General features: G+C 64.2%; 20 protein-coding genes and 1 pseudogene. 8 read left to right on the plus strand and 13 right to left on the minus strand.

Features of this window, described 5'->3' with window-relative positions; translation table 11 throughout:
* Nucleotides 1–119 precede the first annotated feature (119 nt).
* Together EYW47_RS20575 and EYW47_RS20580 are read left to right on the plus strand one after the other, a co-directional pair.
* Nucleotides 120–1,109 (plus strand): WD40/YVTN/BNR-like repeat-containing protein, encoded by a 990-nt coding sequence (locus EYW47_RS20575; protein ID WP_133196677.1) that lies wholly within the window; start codon nt 120–122, stop codon nt 1,107–1,109.
* A gap of 91 nt (nt 1,110–1,200) precedes the next feature.
* On the plus strand, nt 1,201–3,651 hold the full coding sequence (locus EYW47_RS20580; RefSeq protein ID WP_133196678.1) for an efflux RND transporter permease subunit: 2,451 nt from the start codon (nt 1,201–1,203) through the stop codon (nt 3,649–3,651).
* A gap of 85 nt (nt 3,652–3,736) precedes the next feature.
* Here the strand turns inward: EYW47_RS20580 and dmpG are convergent, their stop codons facing one another.
* The 3 genes from dmpG to EYW47_RS20595 are packed head-to-tail and all read right to left on the minus strand — an operon-like array spanning nt 3,737 to nt 6,509.
* Nucleotides 3,737–4,768 (minus strand): 4-hydroxy-2-oxovalerate aldolase, encoded by a 1,032-nt coding sequence (gene dmpG, locus EYW47_RS20585; protein WP_133196679.1) that lies wholly within the window; start codon nt 4,766–4,768, stop codon nt 3,737–3,739.
* Between the two features lie 10 nt (nt 4,769–4,778).
* Nucleotides 4,779–5,681 (minus strand): acetaldehyde dehydrogenase (acetylating), encoded by a 903-nt coding sequence (locus EYW47_RS20590; protein WP_133196680.1) that lies wholly within the window; start codon nt 5,679–5,681, stop codon nt 4,779–4,781.
* 57 nt (nt 5,682–5,738) lie between these two features.
* On the minus strand, nt 5,739–6,509 hold the full coding sequence (locus EYW47_RS20595) for an SDR family oxidoreductase (RefSeq protein ID WP_133196681.1): 771 nt from the start codon (nt 6,507–6,509) through the stop codon (nt 5,739–5,741).
* A gap of 143 nt (nt 6,510–6,652) precedes the next feature.
* Here EYW47_RS20595 and EYW47_RS20600 point away from each other — a divergent pair, with 143 nt between their 5' ends.
* The 4 genes from EYW47_RS20600 to EYW47_RS20615 all read left to right on the plus strand — a co-directional run bounded on the left by EYW47_RS20600 (nt 6,653) and on the right by EYW47_RS20615 (nt 10,993).
* Nucleotides 6,653–7,489 carry an alpha/beta fold hydrolase gene (locus tag EYW47_RS20600; protein WP_133196682.1) on the plus strand — a complete coding sequence of 279 codons (837 nt, stop codon included), beginning with the start codon at nt 6,653–6,655 and terminating at the stop codon, nt 7,487–7,489.
* 84 nt (nt 7,490–7,573) lie between these two features.
* Nucleotides 7,574–8,323 carry an electron transfer flavoprotein subunit beta/FixA family protein gene (locus EYW47_RS20605; RefSeq protein ID WP_133196683.1) on the plus strand — a complete coding sequence of 250 codons (750 nt, stop codon included), beginning with the start codon at nt 7,574–7,576 and terminating at the stop codon, nt 8,321–8,323.
* A 24-nt stretch (nt 8,324–8,347) separates the two neighbouring features.
* On the plus strand, nt 8,348–9,280 hold the full coding sequence (locus EYW47_RS20610; protein WP_133196684.1) for an electron transfer flavoprotein subunit alpha/FixB family protein: 933 nt from the start codon (nt 8,348–8,350) through the stop codon (nt 9,278–9,280).
* Between the two features lie 231 nt (nt 9,281–9,511).
* Complete coding sequence (locus tag EYW47_RS20615; protein WP_133196685.1) at nt 9,512–10,993, plus strand: FAD-dependent oxidoreductase; 1,482 nt, start codon at nt 9,512–9,514, stop codon at nt 10,991–10,993.
* 75 nt (nt 10,994–11,068) lie between these two features.
* Here the strand turns inward: EYW47_RS20615 and EYW47_RS20620 are convergent, their stop codons facing one another.
* From EYW47_RS20620 to EYW47_RS20650, 7 genes are all read right to left on the minus strand, one after another.
* Nucleotides 11,069–11,872 (minus strand): SDR family NAD(P)-dependent oxidoreductase, encoded by an 804-nt coding sequence (locus tag EYW47_RS20620; protein WP_133196686.1) that lies wholly within the window; start codon nt 11,870–11,872, stop codon nt 11,069–11,071.
* A gap of 61 nt (nt 11,873–11,933) precedes the next feature.
* The gene (locus EYW47_RS20625) at nt 11,934–13,544 is read right to left on the minus strand and encodes a FadD3 family acyl-CoA ligase (RefSeq protein WP_133196687.1); all 1,611 of its coding nucleotides are present in this window, start codon (nt 13,542–13,544) and stop codon (nt 11,934–11,936) included.
* Nucleotides 13,541–14,644 carry an alkene reductase gene (locus EYW47_RS20630; RefSeq protein WP_133196688.1) on the minus strand — a complete coding sequence of 368 codons (1,104 nt, stop codon included), beginning with the start codon at nt 14,642–14,644 and terminating at the stop codon, nt 13,541–13,543. The genes EYW47_RS20625 and EYW47_RS20630 overlap by 4 nt, the downstream gene beginning before the upstream one ends.
* A 21-nt stretch (nt 14,645–14,665) precedes the next feature.
* A complete protein-coding gene (locus tag EYW47_RS20635) occupies nt 14,666–15,292 on the minus strand; it encodes a nuclear transport factor 2 family protein (RefSeq protein WP_133196689.1) in 627 nt (208 codons plus the stop codon).
* A 33-nt stretch (nt 15,293–15,325) separates the two neighbouring features.
* Nucleotides 15,326–16,144, minus strand: a complete 819-nt coding sequence (locus EYW47_RS20640; protein WP_133196690.1) for an SDR family NAD(P)-dependent oxidoreductase — start codon at nt 16,142–16,144, stop codon at nt 15,326–15,328.
* Nucleotides 16,145–16,166: 22 nt separating this feature from the next.
* On the minus strand, nt 16,167–17,255 hold the full coding sequence (locus EYW47_RS20645; protein WP_133196691.1) for a 3-ketosteroid-9-alpha-monooxygenase, oxygenase component: 1,089 nt from the start codon (nt 17,253–17,255) through the stop codon (nt 16,167–16,169).
* A gap of 239 nt (nt 17,256–17,494) precedes the next feature.
* Entirely contained in the window at nt 17,495–19,093 is a 1,599-nt protein-coding gene (locus EYW47_RS20650) for a GMC family oxidoreductase (protein WP_133196692.1), read from the minus strand.
* Between the two features lie 827 nt (nt 19,094–19,920).
* On the opposite strand from EYW47_RS20650, the pseudogene ftrA reads away from it, so the two are divergent.
* Nucleotides 19,921–20,942, plus strand: a pseudogene (gene ftrA / locus EYW47_RS20655) (transcriptional regulator FtrA).
* 26 nt (nt 20,943–20,968) lie between these two features.
* On the opposite strand, the gene EYW47_RS20660 reads toward ftrA, so the two are convergent.
* Complete coding sequence (locus EYW47_RS20660; protein WP_133196693.1) at nt 20,969–21,976, minus strand: zinc-dependent alcohol dehydrogenase family protein; 1,008 nt, start codon at nt 21,974–21,976, stop codon at nt 20,969–20,971.
* Between the two features lie 403 nt (nt 21,977–22,379).
* Between EYW47_RS20660 and EYW47_RS20665 the strand changes: the two genes are divergently transcribed.
* Complete coding sequence (locus tag EYW47_RS20665; RefSeq protein WP_133196694.1) at nt 22,380–23,807, plus strand: MFS transporter; 1,428 nt, start codon at nt 22,380–22,382, stop codon at nt 23,805–23,807.
* 42 nt (nt 23,808–23,849) lie between these two features.
* Here the strand turns inward: EYW47_RS20665 and EYW47_RS20670 are convergent, their stop codons facing one another.
* Both EYW47_RS20670 and EYW47_RS20675 read right to left on the minus strand, forming a co-directional pair.
* Nucleotides 23,850–24,230 carry a DUF427 domain-containing protein gene (locus EYW47_RS20670; RefSeq protein WP_133196695.1) on the minus strand — a complete coding sequence of 127 codons (381 nt, stop codon included), beginning with the start codon at nt 24,228–24,230 and terminating at the stop codon, nt 23,850–23,852.
* Nucleotides 24,231–24,361: 131 nt separating this feature from the next.
* A complete protein-coding gene (locus EYW47_RS20675; protein WP_133196696.1) occupies nt 24,362–25,192 on the minus strand; it encodes a MetQ/NlpA family ABC transporter substrate-binding protein in 831 nt (276 codons plus the stop codon).
* Nucleotides 25,193–25,426: the final 234 nt, after the last annotated feature.

The raw sequence follows: 25,426 nt of genomic DNA on the forward strand, positions 1-25,426 counted from the left end.
GTACTGAGCCCTCGCCCATGCGCGGCGGCGCTGTTCGAAATCGCGGCGTAGGCCGCAGACAGGCTGTAAGCCGGTCCATTGCATGCGACCGAGCAAGTTCGATGGGACAGGAGATCTCCATGAAAAAAAACCTACCCGGGCTGCTGATGTCGGCGGCCGTGCTGGGCGCGGCGCTGTTCGCGTTTTCGCCGCGCCCGTTGCCCGCATTTGCGGCCAGCGCGATTGCGGCCAATCAGGTGCAGATCAACGGCCTCGCGCGTGCGGGCGCGCGCGTGGTGGCCGTGGGCGAGCGCGGCGTGATACTCGTGAGCGACGACAGGGGGGCGTCGTGGCGGCGTGCGGCGGTTGCGCCCGACGAAGCCTCGACCCTCACGCAGGTCTTCTTTATCTCGCCGCGCGTGGGCATCGCAGTGGGGCATGACGGCTGGATCCTGCGCACGACCGATGGCGGCGATCACTGGCAGGAAGTGCGTTTCGATCACGCCCATTCGGACCCGCTGCTCTCGGTCTGGGGCACGGCGGGCGGCCCGGTGTTCGCGACCGGAAGCTTCGGACAACTGCTCGTTTCGCACGACGCGGGCGCGACCTGGACACAGCAGCCGACGCCGGCGGGAGATCGCCATCTGAACGCGATTGCGGGCGACGGTCACGGGCATCTCGTGATTGCGGGCGAGACGGGCACGCTGCTCGTTTCCGGCGACGCCGGAGCGACCTGGGAGAAACGCCCATCGCCCTACGAAGGTTCGCTCTTCGGCGTGCTGTCGCTCGCCGACGGCGCGTGGCTCGCCTACGGCATGCGCGGCAACGTGCTGCGCAGTACGGACGAGGGGGCGACATGGCAACACCTCGACACCCATGTGGGCACTTCGTACTTTGCAGCGATCCGGCTCGACAACAAGGACGTCGTGCTGGTCGGCCAGGGCGGCGCGATCGTCACCTCGAGCGACGCAGGCCAAACGTACGCGGTGCGCCAGGTCGGCGGCGTGCAGAGTCTCGACACGGTGCTTGATATGGGACCTGGCCAGCTGTTGCTCGGCGGCGAGGCCGGTGTGGGCCGTCTCTCTCTGGCGTGGCCGGCAGCAACCGCCCCCGGCGCCGTGACCCAATAAATCCGGGCGCCTGTTTTCCCCCTGTTGCCCGCGTCGTGCCAGCCTGTCCGGCCGCCACGACGCGTTTTCGTTTCCTTGACGTGAGACGCCTATGAATGACCTTTCCCGCCCCCGCGACGCCGCGCGGGCTTCTCGTCTTGCACGCGCAGTCGATCGCTGCGCGGATGCGATTATCCGGAACCGGCGTTATCTGCTCGCGCTGTGCATCGCGGTGACGCTTGCCTTTGGCTGGTCCGCGACGCGCCTGCGACTCGACCCCGGGTTCAACAAGATGATCCCGATGGAACACCCATACATGCAGGTGTTCAACCGCTACGCCAGCGCCTTCCCCGGCGCGAACACGATTCTCGTGAGCCTGCGCTGGAAGGGCAAAGGCGACATCTACAACCAGCCGTTCATGGACGAGCTGCGCCACGCCACCGACGACGTCTTCTTCATCCCCGGCGTGAACCGCTCGCGCGTGTTCTCCCTGTTCACGCCAAACGTGCACTATACCGAGGTCACCGAAGCGGGCTTTCGCGGCGATGTGGTAGTGCCGGGCCAGTTCAGCAGCGCCAATCCGGACGATCTCGCCAAGGTGCGCCGCAACGTGGCGCGATCCGGCCAGATCGGGCAGCTCGTCGGCAACGACCTGAAGTCGGCGCTGATCCGTGCGGAGCTGCGTGAGGACGATCCTGCCACCGGCAAGCGTCTCGACTACGGCAGCGTCGCCCGTCAACTGGAGCAGATCCGCGCCAGGTACTCGAATCAGGATGTCGAGGTCAACATCATTGGCTTCGCGAAGCTCGTGGGCGACGTGGAGGCCGGCATCGGCGGGGTGATCGGCTTTTTCACGCTGGCGTTTCTCGTGACGGGCGCGCTGCTGCTCGTCTACACGCGCTCGCCCAAGACCACGCTGCTCGCGCTCCTGATCGCGCTGTTCCCGGTGGTCTGGCTGCTGGGCGCACTGCCGATCCTCGGGTTGGGCATCGATCCGATGTCGATTCTCGTGCCGTTCCTGATCTTCTCCATCGGCGTCTCGCACGCCGTGCAGATGACCAATGCATGGAAGCAGGCGCTCGTCGCCGGGATGTCGCCGGTCGAGGCGGCGCGCGATGCGTTCCGCAAGCTGTTCGTGCCGGGCACCGTTGCACTGCTCACGAACGCACTCGGTTTCATGGTGATCATGCGCATCAAGATCGATATCGTTCGCGAGCTGGGCATCACCGCGTGCCTTGGCGTGCTGCTGATGATCGTCACCAACAAGATCTTCCTGCCGATCCTGTTGTCGTACACCCAGCTCGAAGCCCGCACGCTCGAGCTCGCGCGGCGCAGCGCGGCGGCGGGCGGCAGCCGCTTGTGGCGGGTCGCCGCGAGCTTCGCGCGCCCCGCGCCGGCGCTGGGGATTTTCGTCGTGGTGCTCGCGCTGCTCGCTTTCGGCGCGCAGGAGTCGCGCAAGCTGCAGATCGGCGACATCGGTTCGGGGGCGCCGGAGCTGCGCAGCGATTCGCGCTACAACGTTGACAACGCCGCCATCACTCGCCAGTACAACATTGGTGTCGACTTGCTGTCCGTCATTGTGGAGACGACCGGCTTCGACGACGCGTGCCTGCACTACCCGGTGATGAGCACGATCGAGCGCTTCGAAATGCAGATGCGCGGCGTGGCGGGCGTGCAGTCGGTGGTGAGCGTGCCGTCGCTCGCGAAGGTCTCGATTGCCGCGTTCAACGAAGGCAACCCGCGCTGGGGCGCGCTGCCCCGCTCGGCCGACGGCCTCACGCAGGGCGCGAGCGGCTTCGACCCCGACAACGGCATGAACACGGAGAACTGCCAGGCGATCCAGGTGCAGATCTACACGGAGAATCACGAGGGCCAGACAATCGCGCACATCGTGGACGAGATCAAGCGCTTTGCCGCCGAGGACGCCACACAAGGCGTGGCGTTCCATCTCGCGGGCGGCAATGTGGGCGTGATGGCGGCGACCAACGAAGCCGTGGCCGACGCCGAGATCGCCATGCTGCTCTCGATCTTCGGGGCCATCGCGCTGCTGTGCTTCGTGACGTTCCGCTCGTGGCGCGCGGTGCTCTGCATCATCGTGCCGCTCACGCTCGTCTCCATTCTCTGCAACGCGGTGATGGCGAAGCTCGGCATCGGCCTGAAGGTCGCCACGCTGCCGGTCATCACGCTCGGCGTGGGGGTGGGCGTGGACTACGGTATCTACCTCTACGAGCGGCTGCAGCACGAGGTGCGCGCGGGTGCGAGCCTGCCCGCGGCGTTCGGCGAAGCCATGCGCCAGCGCGGCACGGCGGCGCTCTTCACGGCGGTGACCATGTTTATCGGCGTGGGCAGCTGGGCTTTCTCGGCGCTCAAGTTCCAGGTGGACATGGGCGTGCTGCTGGCGTTCATGTTCCTCGTGAACCTGTTCGGCGCGGTGTTCCTGCTGCCCGCGCTCGCGGCATGGCTCGGTGTCGAACGCGCGGAGCGGCGCAGGCTGGCAGATTCGCCGGAGCGCGACGTGCCGGTCCACGGGTACGCCGCGGCGGAGCCGGATCAGTCGCTGTAATAAAAAAGCAGTGGCCGTGGTGTCCCACGGCCACTGCTTCATTACGAACGGGACGTCGCGTCCCGTATTGCTTCCCGCCTGCCGGTCAAGCCGCGATTCCGCGTTCCCGGGCAAGGGTGAGCGCAGTGTCTTCGATCATGTCTTCCTGTCCGCCGACCAGACGCTGCCTGCCCAGTTCGACAAGAATGTCACGCGCCGGAATCGCGTATTTGGCTTCCGCACGCTTCGCAAACAACAAGAAGGACGAATAGACGCCGGCGTAGCCCAGCGTCAGTGCGTCGCGATCGATGCGGATCGGCGCGTCCATGATCGGCAGCACGAGGTCTTCCGCCACATCCGAAATCGAGAACACATCGACGCCGGTCTCGATGCCCATGCGATGGCAGACCGCGACGAAAACCTCCAGCGGCGTGTTGCCGGCGCCCGCGCCGAGTCCGGCTGCGGCCGCATCGATGCGGTTTGCGCCTGCCGCCACGGCAGCCACCGAGTTGGCCACGCCCATCGCAAGATTGTGATGCCCGTGAAAGCCGAGTTCCGTTTCTGGCTTGAGTTGCTGGCGAACCCGCGAGATGCGCGCCGTCACGTCCTCGGGCAGCATGTAGCCGGCAGAGTCGGTGATGTAAATGCAATTGGCGCCATACGATTCCATCAGCTTCGCCTGCCCGACGAGCTGCTCGGGAGACGACATGTGCGCCATCATCAGGAAGCCTACGGTATCCAGTCCAAGCTTGCGCGCGAGCCCGATGTGCTGTTCGGACACGTCGGCTTCCGTGCAATGCGTGGCGACGCGGATCGTATGCACGCCGAGATCATGCGCCATGTGAAGGTGTTCGACGGTGCCGATGCCCGGCAGCAGCAGGGCGGAGACCTTCGCACGCTTGAGTTCGGGAATGACCGCGCTCAGGTAGGCCTCGTCGGTGTGCGACGGGAAGCCGTAGTTGACCGAGGCGCCGCCCAGCCCGTCGCCATGCGTGACCTCGATGAGCGGCACGCCGGCGGCGTCGAGCCCTTTCGCAATCGAGCGCATCTGGTCAAGAGAAATTTGATGCCGCTTCGGGTGCATACCGTCGCGCAGCGTCATGTCGTGCAGTGTAATGGGAGTCCCCGCGAGAGACATGGTCAGCTCCTTAAGCAGCCGCCGTCTGCGCGGCGGCGATCATTTGTTCAGCAAAGACTTCGGCGGTGCGCGCAGCAGCGGCGGTCATGATGTCCAGGTTGCCGGCGTATTTCGGCAGATAGTCGCCGAGGCCTTCCACCTCCATGAACACGGACACGCGGTTGCCATCGAACACAGGGCCGTTCTTGAGCGCATAGCCCGGTACGTAGCGGCGTACCTCGTTCACCATCGTGTGCACGGATGCCGTGATGGCCTCGACATCGGGCGCGTCTTCGGTCAGGCAGTGAATCGTGTCGCGCATGATCAGCGGCGGCTCCGCCGGATTGATGACGATAATGGCCTTGCCCTTTCGCGCACCGCCGATCTGCTCGATGGCGCTTGCCGTGGTGCGCGTGAACTCGTCGATGTTGCGACGCGTGCCGGGCCCGACCGAGCGCGAAGACACCGTCGCGACAATTTCGCCGTAGGCGACCGGCTGCACGCGCGAAACCGCATAGACCATCGGAATCGTCGCCTGGCCGCCGCAGGTCACCATGTTGACGTTCATCTCGTTGCGGCCGAGGTGTTCGGCGAGGTTCACGGGCGGCACGCAGAACGGCCCGATGGCGGCCGGTGTCAGGTCGATCATGCGCACGCCGAGCGCGGTCAGCTTGTCGGAGTTCGCCTGATGCACATAGGCGGAAGTCGCATCGAACGCAATGCGGATCTGGTCCTCGGCCACAAAGGGCAGCAGGCCGTCCACACCCTTGTCCGTGGTCTTCAGGCCGAGCTCCCGGGCGCGGGAGAGGCCCTCCGAGGCCGGGTCCACGCCGACCATCCACACCGGATCGAGCACGCTCGAGCGGCGCAATTTGTAGAGCAGATCGGTACCGATGTTGCCGGGCCCGATCAGTGCACACTTGATTTTGTTCATGGCGGATATTTCCTGTTAGACAAAACGTACGGAACATGGGCCGACGTCATAAGGCTTTCAGGCGTTGGCTGCGCCGAGATACGCCGGGCGCTCACCGCCGCCTTCGAGGCGGAAATTCGTGCCCGACGCGTAAGCGGCCAGCGGCGAAGCAAAAAAGAGGCATGCAGAGGCCACGTCGTCCGGCGTAGCGAGCCGGCCGGCCGGAATCGTCTTGCTGATGGCGTCGAGTGCGGCCTCGTCGCCGTAGTGTCCGCTGGTGGCGGAATCGGTTTGCACGAGACTCGGGCTCACCGCGCAAAGGCGCACGCGCGGTGCCCATTCCACTGCCAGCGAGGCGACCGCATTCACGATCCCTGCCTTTGCAGCCCCATAGGCGGCGGTGCCGGGCGACGGGCGCGAGGCGCTGACGCTGCCGATGAACAGGATCACGCCGCCGTCTTCCTGCTGCTGCATGATCACGTTGGCACGTTGGGCCAGATCGAGGGGCGCAATGAGATTGAGGTGGATGATCGCCGCGGTGAAGCGCGGCGAGGCATCGGCTGCTGCGACGAATGGCGATCCGCCCGCATTATTGACCACGATGTCGAGACGTCCCGTCTCGGCCACAATGCCGGCGAGCATTGCATCGATCTGTCCGATGTCGCGCAGGTCCGCTGCGATAAACGTGGCGGTCTCGCCCGCGGCGCTCGGGAGCGTCTCCGGTGCGGAGCGGCCGCATACGAAGACACGTGCCCCGGCCTCGAGATAACGCTCGGCGATCCGGCGCCCGATGCCTTTGGTCCCCCCTGTCACCAATACCGTCTTGCCGCAGAAGTTCAGCGTCGTCATTGCGAGTCTCCGTTGTTGTACCCGCGGATGATAGTCGCCGCGGGAATTTTCATCGTAGTCCGAAAGGGTGATGCCGCGCCGTGCGAACTGCGGCGATGATGCACTCGAGCTTCATGCACGAGCGACGACGGAGGCAAGCAACGATGACCACACAGACGACAGTTCCGAACGGATTTTTCACCGACACGCCCGGCGGCCTGCGGCTGCATCATTTTGAAGTGGGCACGGGAACGCCCGTCGTCTTCATTCACGGCAGCGGCCCGGGTGCAAGCGGGTTCAGCAATTTCAAGCATAACTATCCGCACTTTGCGGCTGCCGGCTATCGCACGATCGTGGTGGATCTGCCGGGCTATGGTCAGTCGTCGAAGCCAACTGACGTGGCGTACACACTGGACTTCTTTGTGGGCGCACTGCGTGCGCAACTGGAGGTGCTGCGCGTGGGGCGGGCGGTCCTGCTCGGCAACTCGCTGGGCGGTGCGATTGCGCTGAAGTACGCGCTCGATTATCCGGACGATGTCGAAAGCCTGATCATGATGGCGCCCGGGGGCGTCGAGGACCGCGAGACGTACTTCCGGATGGAGGGCATCCAGCGCATGGTGTCCCTCTTTACGAGCAGGCAAATGAATCGCGACACGATGCGCGAGTTGCTCCAACTGCTGGTCTTCGACAATTCGCTGGTGAGCGACGCGCTGGTCGAAGAGCGGATGCGGGTGTGCGAGCAGCAGCCGGCCGAGGTGTTGTCGACCATGAGCGTGCCGAACCTGACCGACGCATTGCCTGAGCTGCGCTGCCCGGTCCTCGGGTTTTGGGGAACCGAGGACCGCTTCAATCCGGTCGGCGGCGCCCTCAAATTCCTCGACCGGTGCAAGAACGCGCGCTTCGTGCTGCTCAACCGCTGCGGCCATTGGGTGATGGTCGAGCATCGCGACTACTTCAACCAGGAATGCGTGAATTTCCTCGCAGCAGCCGGGAATCGATGATCGGCGAAATCACGGCGAGAAAGACGTGAGGCCGTATTGCGCCAACGCCGCACGGATGGCGGTGGCGGGACACAGGAGTTGCAATTGAAGATCGTAGTGCCAGTGAAGAGAGTGGTCGACGCGAATGTGAAGGTCGGCGTGAAGGCGGACAAGACGGGAGTCGACATCGCCAACGCGAAGATGTCGATGAACCCGTTCGACGAGATCGCGATGGAAGAGGCGGTGCGCCTGAAGGAAGCGGGCGTGGCGACGGAGGTGATCGCGGTGTCGGCGGGCGTCGCGCAGTGCCAGGAGACGCTGCGCACGGCGCTCGCGCTGGGCGCGGACCGCGCGATTCTGATCGAATCGAACGAAGACCTCCAGCCGCTCGCAGTGGCGAAGCTGCTGCGCTCGATCGTCGAGAAGGAAGAGCCGCAACTGGTGATCCTCGGCAAGCAGGCGATCGACGACGATAACAACCAGACCGGCCAAATGCTGGCCGCGCTCGCCGGTCTGCCGCAGGCGACGTTCGCATCGAAGCTGAGCGTTGCCGACGGCAAGGCGACAGTGACGCGGGAAGTGGATGGTGGCGCGCAGACGCTGTCGCTCACGTTGCCTGCGGTGGTCACGACCGACTTGCGCCTGAATGAGCCGCGCTACGTGACACTGCCCAACATCATGAAGGCCAAAAAGAAGCCGCTGGAAATCGTGACGCCAGCGGATCTTGGCGTCGATGTCACGCCGCGCCTGAAGACACTGAAGGTTGCCGAGCCGCCGCAGCGCAGCGCGGGCATGAAGGTGCCGGACGTGGCGACGCTGGTCGAGAAGTTGCGGCTGGAAGCCAAGGTCCTATAAGAGCGAAGCACGGAGGCGAACGAGATGACGATTCTGGTAATTGCCGAGCACGACAACGTGTCGATCAAGGGCGCGACGTTGAACACAGTGGCGGCCGCGCTGAAGATAGGCGGTGACATTCACGTGCTGGTGGCAGGGCATCAGGCCCAGGCGGCGGCCGACGCGGCGGCGAGGGTCCAGGGGGTTGCGAAGGTGCTTCTCGCCGACGCACCGCAACTGGCCGATGGCCTGGCGGAAAACCTCGAGGCGACGGTGCTGAGGATTGCAAAGGACTATTCGCATATCCTCGCGCCGGCGACCGCTCACGGCAAGAACATCGCGCCGCGCGTGGCCGCAAAGCTCGACGTCGCGCAGATCAGCGAGATCACCGCCGTTGATTCGCCCGACACGTTCGAGCGCCCGATCTATGCGGGCAATGCGATCGCGACGGTGCAGTCGGGCGACGCCATCAAGGTGATCACGGTGCGCACGACGAACTTCGACGCCGTGGAGGCGCAGGGTGGCAGCGCGCCGGTGGAGACGCTCGAGGCGGCGCCCGCTGCAGGAACCTCGGCGTTCGTGAGCCGTGAAGTGACCAAGCTCGACCGTCCAGAGCTGACGTCGGCCGCGATCGTCGTGTCGGGCGGCCGGGGGCTGGGCAGCGGCGAGCACTACACCGCGTTGCTGGAGCCGCTGGCGGACAAGCTCGGCGCAGGGCTGGGCGCGTCGCGCGCGGCGGTGGATGCGGGTTACGTGCCGAACGACTTCCAGGTCGGGCAGACCGGCAAGATCGTTGCACCGCAACTGTACGTCGCCGTGGGCATCTCGGGCGCCATTCAGCATCTCGCGGGCATGAAGGACTCGAAGGTGATCGTCGCGATCAACAAGGATCCGGAGGCGCCGATTTTCAGCCTGGCGGACTACGGCCTCGTCGGCGACCTGTTCACGCTCGTTCCCGAACTGTCGGCTGCGCTCTGAGCCCGCGCTCTTGCCCGTATCATTCGGCCTGCCAACCTTCTTCAGAGCACCATCAGCAACTGGCCCACGACTATCTGAGCACGCTGCGGCCGGTCTGAGCCAGCCGCCGGCGGCCGTTGGGTCATCCGTGCAGTCACGCCAGCAGCGCAAGACGATGCAAACGCTGGGCACGCTCGAAATGCCGGCTTCGCCGGCATTCTCCATTTCTACTTTCTTTTCATTCCACCCGCCATGACATTCGAATATTCCCTGACTCATCCTTTGCTCAGCGAAAACGTTCCCCGCTGGGACGCCGAACATGATGTCGTCATCGTTGGCTTCGGGGCCGCAGGCGCGAGTGCGGCGATCGAGGCCGTGCAGGCCGGCGCCGATACGCTCGTGATCGAGCGCGCGTCGGGCTACGGTGGGACGAGCGCGCTCTCGGGCGGCGAAATCTATCTGGGCGGAAGCGGGGGCACGCCCGCGCAGCGGCAGGCCGGGTTCACCGATTCCACGGAGGACCTGTACCGCTATCTGATGATGGCGGGAGGGCGCGATGCCGACGAAGCCAGGGTGCGGTTGTATGCCGAAGAGAGTCTCGCGCATCACGACTGGCTGGTTGCACAGGGGGTGAAGTACAAGAACACGTTTCTGCCCGAGCGAATGGTGGAGCCCGTCACCGACGATTGCCTGATCTGGTCGGGCAGCGAAGAGGCCTGGCCGTTCAGCGCCCAGGCGAAACCTTGCCCGCGCGGCCACACGCCGCAATGGACCGGTTGGGGCGGCGGGCAACTGCTGATGAAGGTGCTTGGCGAGCGTGCGCTGGCGTTGGGAGCGGCCGTGCGTTACGACACGCGCGTCCTTGCCCTGATCGTCGATGCCGAGGGTGCGGTGTGCGGCACCGTCGTCAGGTCGGCGGGGCAGACGGCTTACATTCGCGCGCGACAAGCCGTGATTCTTTGCGCGGGCGGTTTCGCGATGAATCGCGACATGGTTCGGCGGCACGCGCCGCAGTTGTTGCGCTCGGGCGAGCCGATCGGCAGTCCGGGGGACGACGGCTCCGGCATCTTGATGGGGATGAGCGTCGGCGGGGCGGCGATCCACATGAACGAGGCTTTCGTGACCCTGCCGTTCTACGGACCGGAGTCGCTCATCAAGGGCATCTTTGTGAATGAGCGCGGCCAGCGTTTCATCAATGAGGACTGCTACCATGGACGCGTGGGCTATCACGCTCTGCAGCAGCTTGGCGACCGGATCTTTTTGCTTGTCGATCAGGCAACGTATCAGGAGCCGGCTGAGTTCACACGAATCGGCATCGCCGCCGCCGGCGAAACCTGGGAAGAAGTCGAGCGCGATCTGAGCTTGCCGGCCGGAACGCTGACCGCCACGGTCGAGACCTACAACCGGCATGCGCGCAACGGCGTCGATCCGCTCTTCAACAAGGCGGCGCAGTGGCTGAAGCCGCTCGACGAGCCGCCGTTCGTCGCACTCGATTGCCGGGTCGACTACGCCTTTTATTCGCATTTCACACTTGGCGGTCTCGACACGCTGCCAACCGGCCAGGTGCTCACCGAGCAACGCGAGCCGGTCCCTCGGCTGTTCGCTGCGGGACGGACCGCATGCGGGCTGCCGCGCTGGGGAGGCGGGTACAGTTCCGGCCTGTCTCTGGCCGATTCGACGTTTTTTGGGCGCCAGGCCGGGCGGCATGCGGCCGCTTCGGCAAGGCGTGGATGAGATGGAATGTGCATCGCTGCGGCAGCAGCGATGCCGTATTGCACGCTCGACGAAGTGTCGGGCGTGCGCGCCGGATCAGCGCTGAGAGGGAATGTTGCCGCCGTCGACGACGATTTCCGTACCCGTGATGTAACTGGCTTCGTTCGAGAGCAGGAAGCGGACCACGCGGCCAACTTCGGCGGGCTCCCCGAGACGGCCCAGCATGATGCGGCGCTCGAACGCGCCCGAGGGTAGGGTGTCGACAACCGGTTGAATCATCGGCGTGAGGATCTGGCCCGGCGAGACCGAGTTGACCCGGATTCCATCGTTGCCCAGGCTGTCCGCGAGCGAGCGCACGAGCGACAGGACGCCGCCTTTCGAGGCGGAATACGAGGGGATTAGCCCGTTGCCGAGCGTGGCGTTGATGGAGGCGATGGCCACGACTGCCGAGCCTGGGTTGGCGCGAAAATCGGGGAGCATCGCCTGAACGAGCAGGGCCAGCGCGCGCAGATTGATGTTGAGCACGGCGTCCCAGCGCTCGACGCTGAGTCCATCGATCCCGCTCTGGTCGACTACGCCCGCCGCGTGAACCAGGCCGCCGAGCGCTGGAAGCACCGCACGCGTTTGCGCAAGCGCCGGTTCCAGCGCGCTCGCGTCGCGCAGATCCACACCGTGGCCGTATGTGGCGACGCCGTAACGTTCAGCGAGTTGGGCCGCGACGGCTTGCGCCTTGTCGCTTTGAATATCCCAGATGGCGACCGGGCGGCCGACGGAGGCAAGCGCCGCTGCCGACGCCTGCCCGATGCCGGAGGCGCCGCCCGTCACCACGACGGCGGTGGCCGGCAGGTTGAGCGATACGCGGGGGGAGTCTGACTGCGATGAGGAAAGGTGAGTCGTCATGGAGGGTCTCGATGGGTTGTCGAGCCGCCTCATCCCCAGCGGACGAGGCGGCTGCACTTCTTCAATGCACGGCAGGGCGCTCCACCTCGCCGTGCGTGGTGGGTGCCGCCGACGCGCGCAGCGACTGCTTGAGCACCTTTCCGGATGCGTTCACGGGCAGCGCCGCAACGAATTCCACGCTGCGCGGCACCTTGTAGTTGGCCATGCGGGCCCGGCACCAGCCGATCAACTCCTCGGCGCCGAGGTCGAGGCCCGCGCGCAATACGACATAGGCCTTGCCGACCTCGCCCTGCCGATCGTCGGGCACGCCGATCACCGCAACCTGAGCGATCGACGGGTGTTCGGTCAGCAGGTTCTCGATCTCGGCCGGGTAGCAGTTGAATCCGCCCACGATGAACATGTCCTTGAGCCGGTCGGTGATGCGCAGATAGCCGCGCTCGTCGAGCGTGCCGATGTCGCCGGTGTGCAGCCAGCCCTCGCTGTCGATCGTCTCGAGCACGGCCGCCTCGTCGTCGAGGTAGCCCTTCATCACCGTGTAGCCGCGGATCAGGACTTCGCCCGCCGTGCCCGTGGGCACCGCGCGGCCCGTCTCGTCGACGAGGCGCAGCTCGACGCCGTCGAGCGGGCGGCCACAGGTCGTAGCGACCGTGTACGCGTCGTCGCCGGGGCGGCATACGGTGGCCAGACCGCAGCACTCCGTCAGCCCGTAGGCGGTCACCACCGTGCCGAATCCCAGCTCCCGCTGCATGCGCCCGATCAGCTCCGGCGCGACGTTCGAGGCGCCCGTGACAGCGACGCGCAACGAGGAGAGATCGAACTCGGCGAGGCGAGGGTGGGCTAGCAGGCTCAGATAGAGTGTCGGGGAGCCGGGCAGGAAGCTGATCCGTTCGGCGGCAATGCGCCGCAAGACGGACTCGGCGTCGAATATCCGTTGAGGAACGATGGTCGCGCCGCGAATGAGGGCGGCGAGCCACCCGGCCTTATAGCCGAACGCATGGAAGAACGGGCTCACGATCAGATAGCGGTCGCCCTGCGTCAACTCCACGATCTCCGACCAGTCGGTGAAGGCGCGAAGGTTTTGCCCATGTGACGTCACCACGCCTTTCGTACGCCCGGTTGTTCCCGACGTGAACAGCACATCCAAGGCCGTCTCGCTCGCGATCGAGGCGAGCCGCGCTTCCAGTTCGGCTTCGTGCGTCCCGGCGCCGCGCGCGAGAAAGGCGTCCCAGCCTGCGTCGCCCGCCTGCGGATCGCGCAGCACGACCCGGTGCTGCAGCGTCGGGATGGCATGGTCCGACAGCATTTCCGGGTAGCGGACGTCGAGGAACTCGCCAATGCAAAAGAGCACGCGGGCCTGGCTGCGAAGGAGGATATCCGCGGCCTCCGCGCCCTTCAGGCGCGTGTTCACCGGTACGAGCACAGCGCCGGCGCAGTGGATGCCCAGCGCCGCGACGATCCACTCGTGAATGTTCGGCGCCCAGATTGCAACGCGCTCGCCGTGCTGCACGCCGAGCGCGATCAGCGCGCGGGCCACGGCCCGCGCCGACCGGTGCAGCTCGGCGTAGCTGATCCGCATGCTGTCATCGTCGATGGCAGTCAGGTCTGCGTAACATTCGGCAGACTGCGCGAGCAGGTTCGGAATGGTCGGATTCGTTGGAAGACGATCGGTCACGGGTGGGTCCTTTCTGCAGCAATGCCTGGGGCGACTCCAGAAAGAGGCGGGTAGTCCGTATAACCGTGCGCTCCCGTCGTATAGAGCGATGTGCGGTCGAATCCTGCGAGCGGCGCGTGTTCCTTAAGGCGCATCACGAGATCAGGATTACCGATGAAGTGCCGCGCGAACGACACTGCATCCCCAATGCCGGCGGCGACGGCTTGCGCCGCACTTTGTCCGTCGAAGCCGTCGTTGACGATCAGCGGGCCGCGAAAATGACGGCGCGCCAGCGCAAAGGCGTCCAGTGCGGGATCGGGAGAGCGGCTCACGTGCAGATACGCGAGGCCCATTGGCGACACGGCGTCGAGCAACGCGCCGTAGGTGGCGGCCGGATCGTTGTCTTGCATGTCGTTGTAGGGGTTGCCGGGGCAGATGCGCAAGCCGACCCGCCCAGCACCGATTGCATCGGCGATGGCTTCGAGCGTCTCGACCGGGAAGCGAATGCGTCCTTGTAGCGTCCGGCCATAATCGTCGGTGCGCCGGTTCGAGCATGCGAGCAGGAACTGCATCGGCAGATAGCCGCTGCTGCAATGCAGTTCGACGCCGTCGAAGCCGGCGGCCATTGCATTGAGCGCACCGCGACGATACTCGTTGATCACGCTGACGATTTCGGAGCCGGTGAGCGCGCGCGGCACGTCCATCTCGACGGCGCCATGCGAGTCGGAATAAAGCGTTCCCCGTGCGCGAATCGCCGATGGCGCGACAGTTTGCGCATCGGGTGCCTTGTTGTGGCGCGTCGCAACCCGCCCGACATGCATTAGCTGGAGAACGATCTTGGCGCCGCGTTCGTGCACTGCGTCGGTCACGCGGCGCCACGCGCCGATCTGGGCATTGGTGACGATACCCGGGGTGCGGCAGTAGCCCTTGCCGTGACGGCTCGGGTAGGTGCCCTCGGCAATGATCAGCCCCGCACTCGCGCGCTGCGCGTAATAGGCGACGTGCAAGTCGTCCGGCGCATCGTTTTCGTTCGCACGGCTACGCGTCATCGGCGCCATCACGACACGGTTGGCGAGCGCGAGCTCGCCAAGCTGTACGGGCTCAAACAGATTTGCTGTCATGCTGGGTATTCCGTGCTGTCTTCAACGCGTGCGGATCTTTGGCACGGGCGAGCCGCGCCGCATGCTCTCCAGAAATGCCCCGAGCGGTGCGGGGGCGGCGACATCCGGCAGCTCGCCGGTGGGCTTGTTGTTCCAGAACGCCTTCCATGAAGGCCAGAGATCGTGCCACGAGCCGTCGTAGAGTTCGCGGCCCGGCCAGCGCATCTTCTTGTCTCCGATCGGCGGCTTGTTCAGGTCGCTCGCGTACAGATAGCACGGCAAGCGGCGCCTGAAATACCAGCGGCCGTCGATGCGTTCGTAGTCGTCCCAGTAGAGCATCTGCATGATGACCCACTCGGGGCCGGTCTCATGCTCGTTCTTCGAATAGACCACGCCGCTCGCGTGGTCTGCATCCTTGAACTCGATGATGTGCCCGCCGATGTGATGCGACGTCACGGTGAACTGCTTACGCAACGTGTCGTCGATCCATTGCTTCAAATGGGCGCGTCCGACCCGCTCCTTGCCAACCACGACGTCTTCCGGGAAGAGGCTCGTCCATGCGTCGAGGTCGCGCATGTCGAGCGCCAACGCGTATTTGGCGGGCAACATGCGGATCTCTTCGATCGATTCGAGGCGGTCGATCCGCTCGAGCAGTGATGAATCATGCATTTTCGCGCAGGTCCTTTAAGCTGGCCGCACCGCTCACGAGGCGGTATCACGCCGTTCGGCAGAGGTGTCGGAGACGTAGTCGGTTGCGCCCACGTCGAGCCGGCAGGTCTTGCCGCCGTCGACGACAAGGCTCTGTCCGGTGATATACGAGGCTTCGCCGGAGGCGAGGAACAGGATGGCATTGGCGACTTCGAGCGGCTCGCCGATGCGCATCATCGGCACCGAGCGAGCCGTGCCCTCGGCGGTTTGCGCGTCGCTCAGCGCTTCGCGCGTGCCTTCGCTCCAGACCACGCCGGGAATCACGACATTGACCCGGACATTGTGGGGCGCGCCTTCGAGTGCCACCGCGCGGCTGAAGTTGAGCACGGCGGCTTTGGCGGCGCCGTAGGCCGACAAGCCCGGACTCCCCAGCAGGCCCGCGACCGAACCGAGATTGACGATCGCGCCGCCGCCGCGCTGCTTCATCACGCGCAACGCCGCCCGGGTGCCGAAGAACGCCACGTCGAGGCTGCCGCGCAGGCACTGGTGCCACGCGTCGGTGCTGACCTGATCCAGCATGCCCCATGTGTAGTTCACGGCGTTGTTGACCATGATGTCGAGTCCGCCGAAGCGTTCGACCGTGGCACTTACCGCTCGCTCGACCGATTGCTCGTCGGTGACGTCGGCCTGAATCCAGTCCGCGTTGCCGCCCTGCGCCACGATCTCGGCCACGACCCGTTCGAGTGGCTCGCGGCGCCGGCCGCAAATCATCACGCTCGCACCCTCCGCAGCGAAGCGCCTTGCGGTGGCCTCGCCAATGCCGGTTCCCGCGCCGCTGACCCACGCGATCTTTCCCTGCAAACGTCCGTTCATTTTCGTCTCCTGAATGTCGTGATCAAATCTCGTGCAACTCGCTGAGGGCTAGTGCTGGCACTTCGGTCAGCGTTTGCCATTCACCGTCCTTGCACTGGAAGACCTTCTTCTCATGCAAATTGCGAGGGAGGTCTGCTACGTCCGTGTAGAACTGCCGATACCATTCGCGAAGCTGATAGATCGGGCCGTCGCCTTCGCATAGGACCGGGCGCTCGACGCGCGTCTTGTTGTGCCAGATCTCGACATCCTGGAAGAAGGACTTGTGGGCCTGCTCCACGTAGGCATTGGCGATCTCGCGGTTCTGGTCGTCGGACAGGCCGGGAATCTTCTTGATCATCACGCCGTAGCGCAGTTCGAAGCTGTGCTGGTTGATCGGCACATGACAGTTGAGCAATATGCTGTGCAGCGGATTCCCATCCACTTCGGCGCTCATGTGCGTGATGTGATAGGCCGGTCCGAAGTAGGCACTGTCCGCGATCAGCGTGCTGCCCAGAAGCTCGCTCTGCGCACCATGAAACATCTGGTGGCCGACGTGGCCGACGAACGTGTTGCAGAAGTAGCTGGCGGGAGAGCCGTGCACGGGGCCGAAATGCGCTGCATCAGCGAGGTTGTCGACGAGTTCGCGGCAGTGCGTCTGGATGGTCATCTTGCGGATGGACCACGGCATCCATTCGTCCGAGAAGCAGGCGTGGATGCGGGGGATCGCAACTTCAGGAGCGGGCGGTGCGCCTTCCGGATCGTGCCAGACGAACAGAAGGTTGTTTTGTTCGCAGCTGTGCCACGCTTTGACGCGCGCTTTCGCCGGAACGCGCTTGCAATAGGGAATGCTGTTGCATGCGCCGTCGCCGCCCCAGCTCCAATGGTGGAACGGACACACAACCGAGTTGCCTTGCACCGTGCCCGAGGCCAGATCTCCCCCCATGTGCGGACACCACGCATCGAGGACGCGGATGTGACCGTCGTCGCCGGCAAAAGCGACGAGACGCTGGCCGAAGATATCGAGACCGTGAGGCTTGCCGTCCTTGTATTCAGACGCCAGTCCGAGGCAATGCCAGCCTCGGGCGTAACGATCCGCAGTTGCAGTCTCTCCGTTTGAGCGAGGCAGTGCCATGATGTCCCTCTTTTGTGATTATGGGTGTGGTCATATTGTGGCCAGCCGCCGCGGCGGCAACATAACCCATACGGATGAGGTCTGAGCACTTCTGGCGCAGCCGTGGTGAAGTTGAATGGGGATGAATTGGGGCTGGCGCTGTCGACGAGGTTGATTTGCACTCCATACTGACGTGGGTGAATTCACTACGCAATGCAAGCACTTCGCCATACAAGCGCGGAGCGAACCCACCGAAACAGTTACGCGCCCTTTGTGATCATCTCGGCGGCTTTTTCCGCGATCATGATGATGGAAGCACTCGGGTCCCCGGTAGAAATTCTGGGCATGACGGATCCGTCAACCACCCTCAACCCCTCGGTGCCATGGACTTGCAACCGGTCATTCACCACCGCTAGTTCGTCATTGCCCATTCTGCAAGTGCCGACCGCCTCATAATTGGGATTGACTGTCGCCCGGAAATAGTCGTCTAACCGGGAGTCGCCCACGCAATCTGCACCTGGCGTCACCTCGCGCCCACGGAAAACGTCATAGGCTCGCTGACCGAATATGTCCCGCACAATTTTGACACCCCGCCTGAGCGCTTCGCGGTCACGTTCGTGTGCCAGATAATTCACATTGATGAGCGGCGAGGCCGTCGGATCCGCTGAACGCAGCTTCAACTCTCCGCGGCTTTCCGGCCGAGTCAGGATAATCAGGTTGGAGACACCGTGCTCAGGCACGAAGCCGGTCAGGCTCGGCATGATGGGTATCAGGTAGAACTTGAGATCCAGTTCAGAATGACCTGCGGCACCAGACCGTAGATAAGCGATGGCGTCTGTACTGTTTCCCGCCGCGGGTCCAGATCGCTTGAGCAGATAACTCAGCCCGGCCTGCATCATGGCCCGGCGGTTCGAGACATACTTGTAATCGGTCACAGGCTGTGGGCAGGTGAGCTGAACCTGAGTGCCGACGTGGTCATGCAAATTCTGCCCCACACCTTTGAGGTCGAGCATGGGTTTTATACCTGTCGATTTCAAATGATCCGCGTCGCCAATTCCCGACAACATCAACAACTGCGCCGACTGGAAAACGCCACCACTCGAAATGACCTCCATCGTGGCGTAAGCGCGCTTGACTTTGCCGCCCTGAAGATATTCGACTCCGATGGCACGCATGCCCTGAAACAGCAGCCTGGTCACATGCGCGTTTGTCTCGACTTTTAGATTCTTGCGACGACGGGCGGGTCGCAAGTACGCGACTGCAGAACTGATTCTGCGCCCATTTAGAATGGTCCGATCCGACGGACCGAAGCCCTCCGGCTTGGCGCCATTGTGATCGTCACTGTACGGGAACCCCGCCTGTTGAGCGGCTTCCAGCCAGGCCAATGACGCGGGGTTGTCAATACGCGCCTGCGTCACACTGAGCGGACCGCTGCCGCCGTGAAAATCGCTCTCACCGTGCTCATTGCCTTCGGCGCGCTTGAAGTAGGGCAGCACATCCGCATAAGACCAGCCGGCGTTCCCGAGACGTGCCCACCCATCGAAGATTTCCGGAGCGCCGCGGCTGTAGCACATACCGTTGATCGAGCTGCTTCCACCAATGACTTTTCCGCGCACATCATGCAGCACGCGATTGTTCAAATGCTGTTGCGGAGCAGTTTCATAGTGCCAACTGAACAAGCCACCCTGCAACATCGCAAGGAATCCCCCTGGGATGTGAATGAGCGGACTCCGGTCACGTCCACCTGCTTCCAGAAGCAGGACCTTGCGATGCGGATCGGTCGAGAGCCGGTTAGCGAGCACGCAGCCCGCCGATCCTGCGCCCACGACAACATAGTCGTAGCCAGCATGATTGGTCATAAGTGATCTTTACCCTCTTGTCGGTCGTCGGGAGTGCACCAATGGCGGCACCGTTCTGTGTGGAATCGCCGCTAATGCGACGTGTGTAGTGATAACGACAATGCTATGAGCAGGCGACCGCGATGTCAACCCGGGCAGTTCTTGCAGCAGCCACGAAAGGCCGAATAATGTTTGGCCGTCGTGCCCAGGCCGCAGCAAAGCGACGACCGCATGACCGTGTGTCTTGACTCGCGCAGGCACACGCGAACCGGCTTGCGGACAAGACGTTGCTGCTTGGAGAGTCAGCACATGCGCGCCGTCACCTGCAACGCTTGCCGCGCGGCGAGGTAGGAAAGGGCGCTGGGGGTTATGGTCCGTTGGGGGATCACGTTGCCGCCATGATGCAGGTCTACGTGGCCGACCGCATTGACCATGCGGCCGTATTGCTGGCGAACCGACTTGATGTACTCGAGCGCAGCAGACCGGGGCGTGCGTCTTAAGGACGTTTGAGCTTAATTATCTGGCGGTTTTATGCAAGCAATGCCATCCGTGGCGAATCTTGCAATCAACATATGAAAGCGCCGCAGGTTCTGGCGCTGAGCCTCGAACACAAGAGATAATAGCCTGATTTTTAACGCATAAATAAAGTGCATTTTCGGGATATTGAGGAAAATATTTAATTTCCCTTTCTATTTTTTTAATCTATTGGCTCGGCATGTAGGGATATTTTTCGGGTCTATTGCGGAAATTCTCGGGTCTATTGTGCAGGGACACGATGGCTTCATTCTCGAGCCCTGCACCTTAGCGCCAACAGTGGCGCGATCGACAATATCCGGCAACATCGCGCCATGTCCGATTCCACACCTCATCTCGTCGTCACACTCGCGTACGATCGTCTATGCACCTTCGAATTCGGTTGCGTGATGGAATTCTTCGCGCTCGAACGGCCCGAACTCGACCTCGCGTGGTATCGCCTTGCTGTGTGCGCCGCCGAGCGCGGGCCGTTGCACGCGGCAGGCGGCATCACCGTGTCCGCACCCTATACGCTGGCGATGCTCGATCGCGCGCAGACGATCGTGATACCGGGCTGGCGCGACCCCGAGGAGCTGCCGCCCGAAGCGCTGCTCAAGAAGCTGCGCGCCGCCCACGCGCGCGGGGTGCGGCTGTGCTCGATCTGCTCGGGGTGTTCGTGCTTGCTGCAGCAGGCGTGCTCGACGGCAAACGCGTGACTACGCACTGGCGCTATGCCGAAAGGCTCCAGCAGCGTTATCCGCAACTGAGTGTCGAACCTGACGCACTCTATATCGACGAAGGGCAGGTGTTGACCTCAGCCGGATCGGCTGCGGGCATCGACATGCTGCTGCACCTCGTGCGCAGCGATCACGGCGTAGCGGTAGCCAATCGCGTTGCGCAACGGCTGGTCGTGCCGCCACATCGCGAAGGAGGCCAGGCGCAATTCGTGCCGCGCCCGATGCCACGCGACGAAGCTAGCCCGCTTGCGAAGCTGATGGATTGGGTGCGTGCGAATCCGCGCCTCGACCATAGCGTGGCGTCGCTTGCCGCGCGTGCCGCGATGAGCGCGCGCACGCTGCAGCGCCAGTTTCTCGACGCAACGGGAATGGGACCCTACGCGTGGGTGGTGCGCGAGCGCGTGAGCCTTGCGCGCGATCTGCTTGAATCGCGGCCCAACTTGCCCATGGACCGCGTGGCGGAACTGGCGGGCTTCGGCTCGGAGGAATCACTGCGGCGGCATTTCCGGCGCATCGTGCTTACGAGTCCCGCCGCGTATCGTGAGCAATTTGCGCGCGGCGCCCAGGGCACGCGCTCGCGCGGATCAGGCGCAAGGCAGCGGGCCTGCTGGCCCGGCTGAGCTGCCCGCATGCCCCGCGCCACGCATCAGTACTCCAGAACAATCTTCCCAAAGTGCCCGCCCGTTTGCTGCAGCCGGAACGCATCGGCGATTGCCTCCAGCGGGAACGAGCGGTCGATCACCGGCTTGACGCCGGTCGCGTCGATGGCGCGCACGAGGTCGATCTGGTGCTGGCGGCTCCCGACGATCAAACCCTGCAGGCGCTGCTGGCGGCGCATCATCGTGGCGGTAGGCACCGGGCCCGCGATACCGGTCAGCACGCCGATCAACGCGATATGGCCGCCGACCCGCGTAGCCAGAATGGACTGTTCGAGCGTTCCTGGGCCACCCACCTCAACCACGTGGTCGACGCCGCGTCCGTTCGTGAAGTCCAGCACCCGCTGCGACCATTGCGGCTCGCTGCGATAGTTGATTGTGTGGTCCGCGCCAAGCTGCCGCGCGCGCTCGAGCTTTTCGTCGGATGACGATGTGGCGATCACAGTCGCGCCCATCGCCTTGGCGAGCTGCAGCGCGAAAATCGACACGCCGCCGGTGCCCAGCACCAAAACCGTTGCGCCGGCTTTGAGCGCACCGTCCACCACCAGCGCGCGCCAGGCGGTCAGCCCTGCCGTCGTGAGCGTGGCCGCCTCGGCGTGGCTGTAGCCACGCGGGCTGTGGGTGAACGCCGTGGCTGGCGCAACCACGGCTTCGCGCGCGTAGCCGTCCACACCGTCACCGGGCGTCGCGGAGAAGTCGGGGATTGTGGGTTCGCCGTCGAGCCAGGGCGGGAAGAACGTGGACACCACATGGTCGCCGGCCGCGAATTCGCGCACGCCAGGCCCTACGGCTTCGACCACGCCAGCGCCGTCGGACATGGGAATGCGCCCGTCGGCGGCGCCCATGTGTCCGAGAACGACGCCCAGGTCGTGGTAGTTCAGCGAACTGGCGTGCAGCCGCACGCGGATCTCTCCCGCCTGCGGCTCGCCTGGTGCCGCGATATCCACGAGCTTGAGATTGTCGAGCCCGGCGGGCGCGATCAGTTTGATGGCCTTCATGAAAATCTCCTTGCGACGCCGCCTCGCGGCGTCATGGGTGTTGGCGAGCTTGCCGTCTTGGGCACCAGACGAAGCATAGACGCGCGCACGCAATCCGGGTGGCGAGTGCGGCCGTCCGTAAGCCGCTGAGGCCGTCTGGCGCCATGGTGCTCGTTTATGTTTACTTTTGACGAATTGATTTGCTATTGACAAATAAATTTCGACGCTCCTATGATGTGCCCACGGTAGTTGCAAGTGGTTCGTCGCCGCAGTGCAGGCATGCTGCGATGCGGCATTTGCTTGCCCCCGAGTCAGGGGCTGGAGTTGCCGGAGCATTCATCGAGTCGTTCCCAAGGCGCGCCAGACGCCACTAAACGGAGATCCGCGTGGCGCTGATCTCCCCCCAAAGTTTGGAGACAGGCACATGCCGCAATCGATCATCACGGACCGCGCGTCCGACCCCACGCTCGCGCCGCTCGCCGCCGCGTCCCAAACGGGCATGTCCCAAACGGGCATGTCCCAGACGGGCATGTCCCCAACCAGCGACGACCTGCTCTACCGCAAAGTCTCGTGGCATGTCATTCCGTTTTTGTTTGTCTGCTATGTCGTGTCGTTCCTCGATCGCATCAACATCGGCTTCGCGCAGTTGCAGATGAAGCACGATCTCGGCTTCAGCGATGCCATGTACGGGCTCGGCGCCGCCATCTTCTACGTGGGGTATGTGCTGTGCGAAGTGCCCAGCAATATGCTGCTCGCGCGTTTTGGCGCGCGCCGCACGTTCATGCGCATCATGCTGCTGTGGGGGATCGCGTCGACCTGCATGATGTTCGTGCATACGCCCACGCACTTCTACGCGCTGCGTTTCCTGCTCGGCGTATTCGAAGCGGGCTTCTTTCCGGGCATCGTGCTGTATCTGACCTACTGGTTTCCTGCGCGCCGGCGCGCCGCGGTGTTCTCGATCTTCTTCGCGGGCGTCGCGGTGGCGGGCGTGCTGGGCGGACTGGTCTCGGGCTGGATCATGCGCGACATGGGCGGCGTGATGGGGCTGGAAGGCTGGCGCTGGATGTTCGCGATCGAGGGCGTGCCCGCCGTGCTGCTCGGTCTGATGGCGGCGCTCTGGCTCGTCGATGGCCCGGAGCAGGCGCGTTGGCTCAGCGATGCGGAAAAGGCCCACTTGCTTGCGCAGCGCGACGGCGTAACCATGGGCGCACGCACGGACTCTAACGCGGCAGCGCCGGCGCCGCATTCGTCACATTCGTCGCGCTCGTTCGGCACCGCGCTGTCCAATCCCCGCGTCTATCTATTTGCGTTCATTTATTTTTCGCTGACCTGCGCTTCGCTCACGCTCAACTTCTGGATGCCGCTGATGATCCGCGACTTCGGCGTGCACGACGTGCTGGCGATCAGCCTCTATACCGTGATTCCGAACGCGGTGGGCGCAGTGGGCCTCATGCTGATCGCGCGCCGCTCCGACCGGCGTGGCGAGCGCCGCTGGCATTTCGCGGCATGCACCATCGGCGGCGGCATCGCGCTGTCGTTGCTCACGCTGCACCTGGCGAGCTTTGCCGCAATGATGGCGATTCTCTCGGTGGCCGCCGTGCTGATCTTCGCCGCGTTGCCGATCTTCTGGGCGGTGCCGTCCGCCTACCTCACGGGCAAGGCGGCCGCTGCGGGCATCGCGCTCATCAGCAGCATCGGCATCACGAGCGGGATCGTGAGCCCGTGGGCGATCGGGCTCATCAAGACGCATACGGGCAGCATGGACAACGCGCTGTACGTGCTGACCGCGCTGCTGGTGGCGAGCGGCGTGGCGTTGCTGATCGGCGTGCCCGCGGCGCAAAAGGCGCGCTGAGGGTCTACCGGAAGCCCGCGTGCCGGCGCTGCGCTGGTTTGTTCAGGCGTCCAGTTCCTCGATGGAGTCCACCCGGTCGTGATAGAAGGCCAGGTGGTCCTTGATTTGCGCGACGGCGTCATGTGGCGACTCGTAGGTCCACACGGCGTTGATCGAGCGCTCGCCGCCAGGCACGATCGAGTAGTAGCTGCAGTTGCCCTTGTAAGGGCAATAAGTGGCATGGTCCGTGCGTGCGAGCAGCGACATGTCGGTGTCTTCGCGCGGCACGTAGAACACTGCCGGGTAGTTCGCCTCGCGCAGCATCAGCGCCCGGCGCGTATCGGCAACGGTCTTGCCCGCGACCTTCACGACTACGCGCAACGGGCTGGGCTCAATCGTGATGGGATGGTCCGGTCCGGGAATTTTCACGGTATTCGTGTGCATGGTGGCACTCCTTGCAGGCGGGAATCGGGGGCCGGAGTCCGCTGACGCGGCTCGCGGCCGATGCCTTGCAGTGTAGGGCGAAAACCGGTTTTGCCGCTTGGGCTGCTAGCGGGTGCCGCCTGCGCGCACAGTTATTGCTGCGGCGCGCCGCTCCAGGCGGGCAGGGTGGCGCCGTGATAGACGGCGCGGATCCTGGCGGCGACGTTCGGCTGCTGATAGCTGGCGACGAGCGTGCGCACCCAGGGTGCATTCGCGTCCTTCTCGTTGACGGCGATGAAGTTGCGGTACGGGCTGCCGTCCACCTTTTCCTGCGCGATGCGCTCTTGCGGAATGCGGATGCCGGCCTTGATCGCCCAGTCGGTGTTGACCACGGCGGCGTCCAGGTCGCCGATCGCACGCCCAACGATGCCCGCGTCGAGTTCCTTGATCTTGAGTTGCTTCGGATTGCTTGCGATGTCGCGCACGGTGGGAAGCAGGCCAACGTCGCTGCGCAGCGTGATGAGACCCTGCGACTGCAGCAGCAACAACGCGCGGCCCTCGTTGCTCGGATCGTTCGGCACGCCGATGGTCGCGCCCGTCGGCAGTGCCGAAACCGAAGAATGTTTGCGCGAATAAAGGCCAATCGGCTGCACGTAGGTGAAGCCCACGGGCACGATCGCGTAGTGGCGGGCTGCGACTTGCGCGTCCAGATAGGGTTTGTGCTGGAACGCATTGGCGTCGAGGTCGTGCTCGGTGAGCGCCTCGTTGGGCTGCGTATAGTCGGAGAAGGTGCTCACCTTGACCTCGATGCCGTGCTGGGCGGCATTGGCGGCCACCACGCGCCAGACATCCTCGTCTTCGCCCGACATGATGCCTACGCGCACGGTTTGCGCTGCCTGTGCGGACTGCATGAGCGTTGCGCCGGCGATGAGCGCGAGCGAGGCAAGCCCCGTTGCCAACAGTGTTCTCTTGTTCTTGTTCATGCGTGTGCCCGTGAGGTGGTGAAAGATGTGGCGATGCTAGAGGGCGCCCGCGCCATGGCCAAACAATTTCGAGCGCAATGTTTATTGCATGTGCGCCGATAAGCACTGCACGGCAAGCGCATAGCGCGGGTGGGCGGCTTGCATGCCGGTTTTCGCAACGGGCGCAAAGCATATACGAAAACGTCGTTTTGCCGCGTGCCGGGCTATGTCTACGATGCTGCGAACGCCATTCAT

Source organism: Paraburkholderia silviterrae, from assembly GCF_004353915.1.
Classification (GTDB): Bacteria; Pseudomonadota; Gammaproteobacteria; order Burkholderiales; family Burkholderiaceae; genus Paraburkholderia; species Paraburkholderia silviterrae.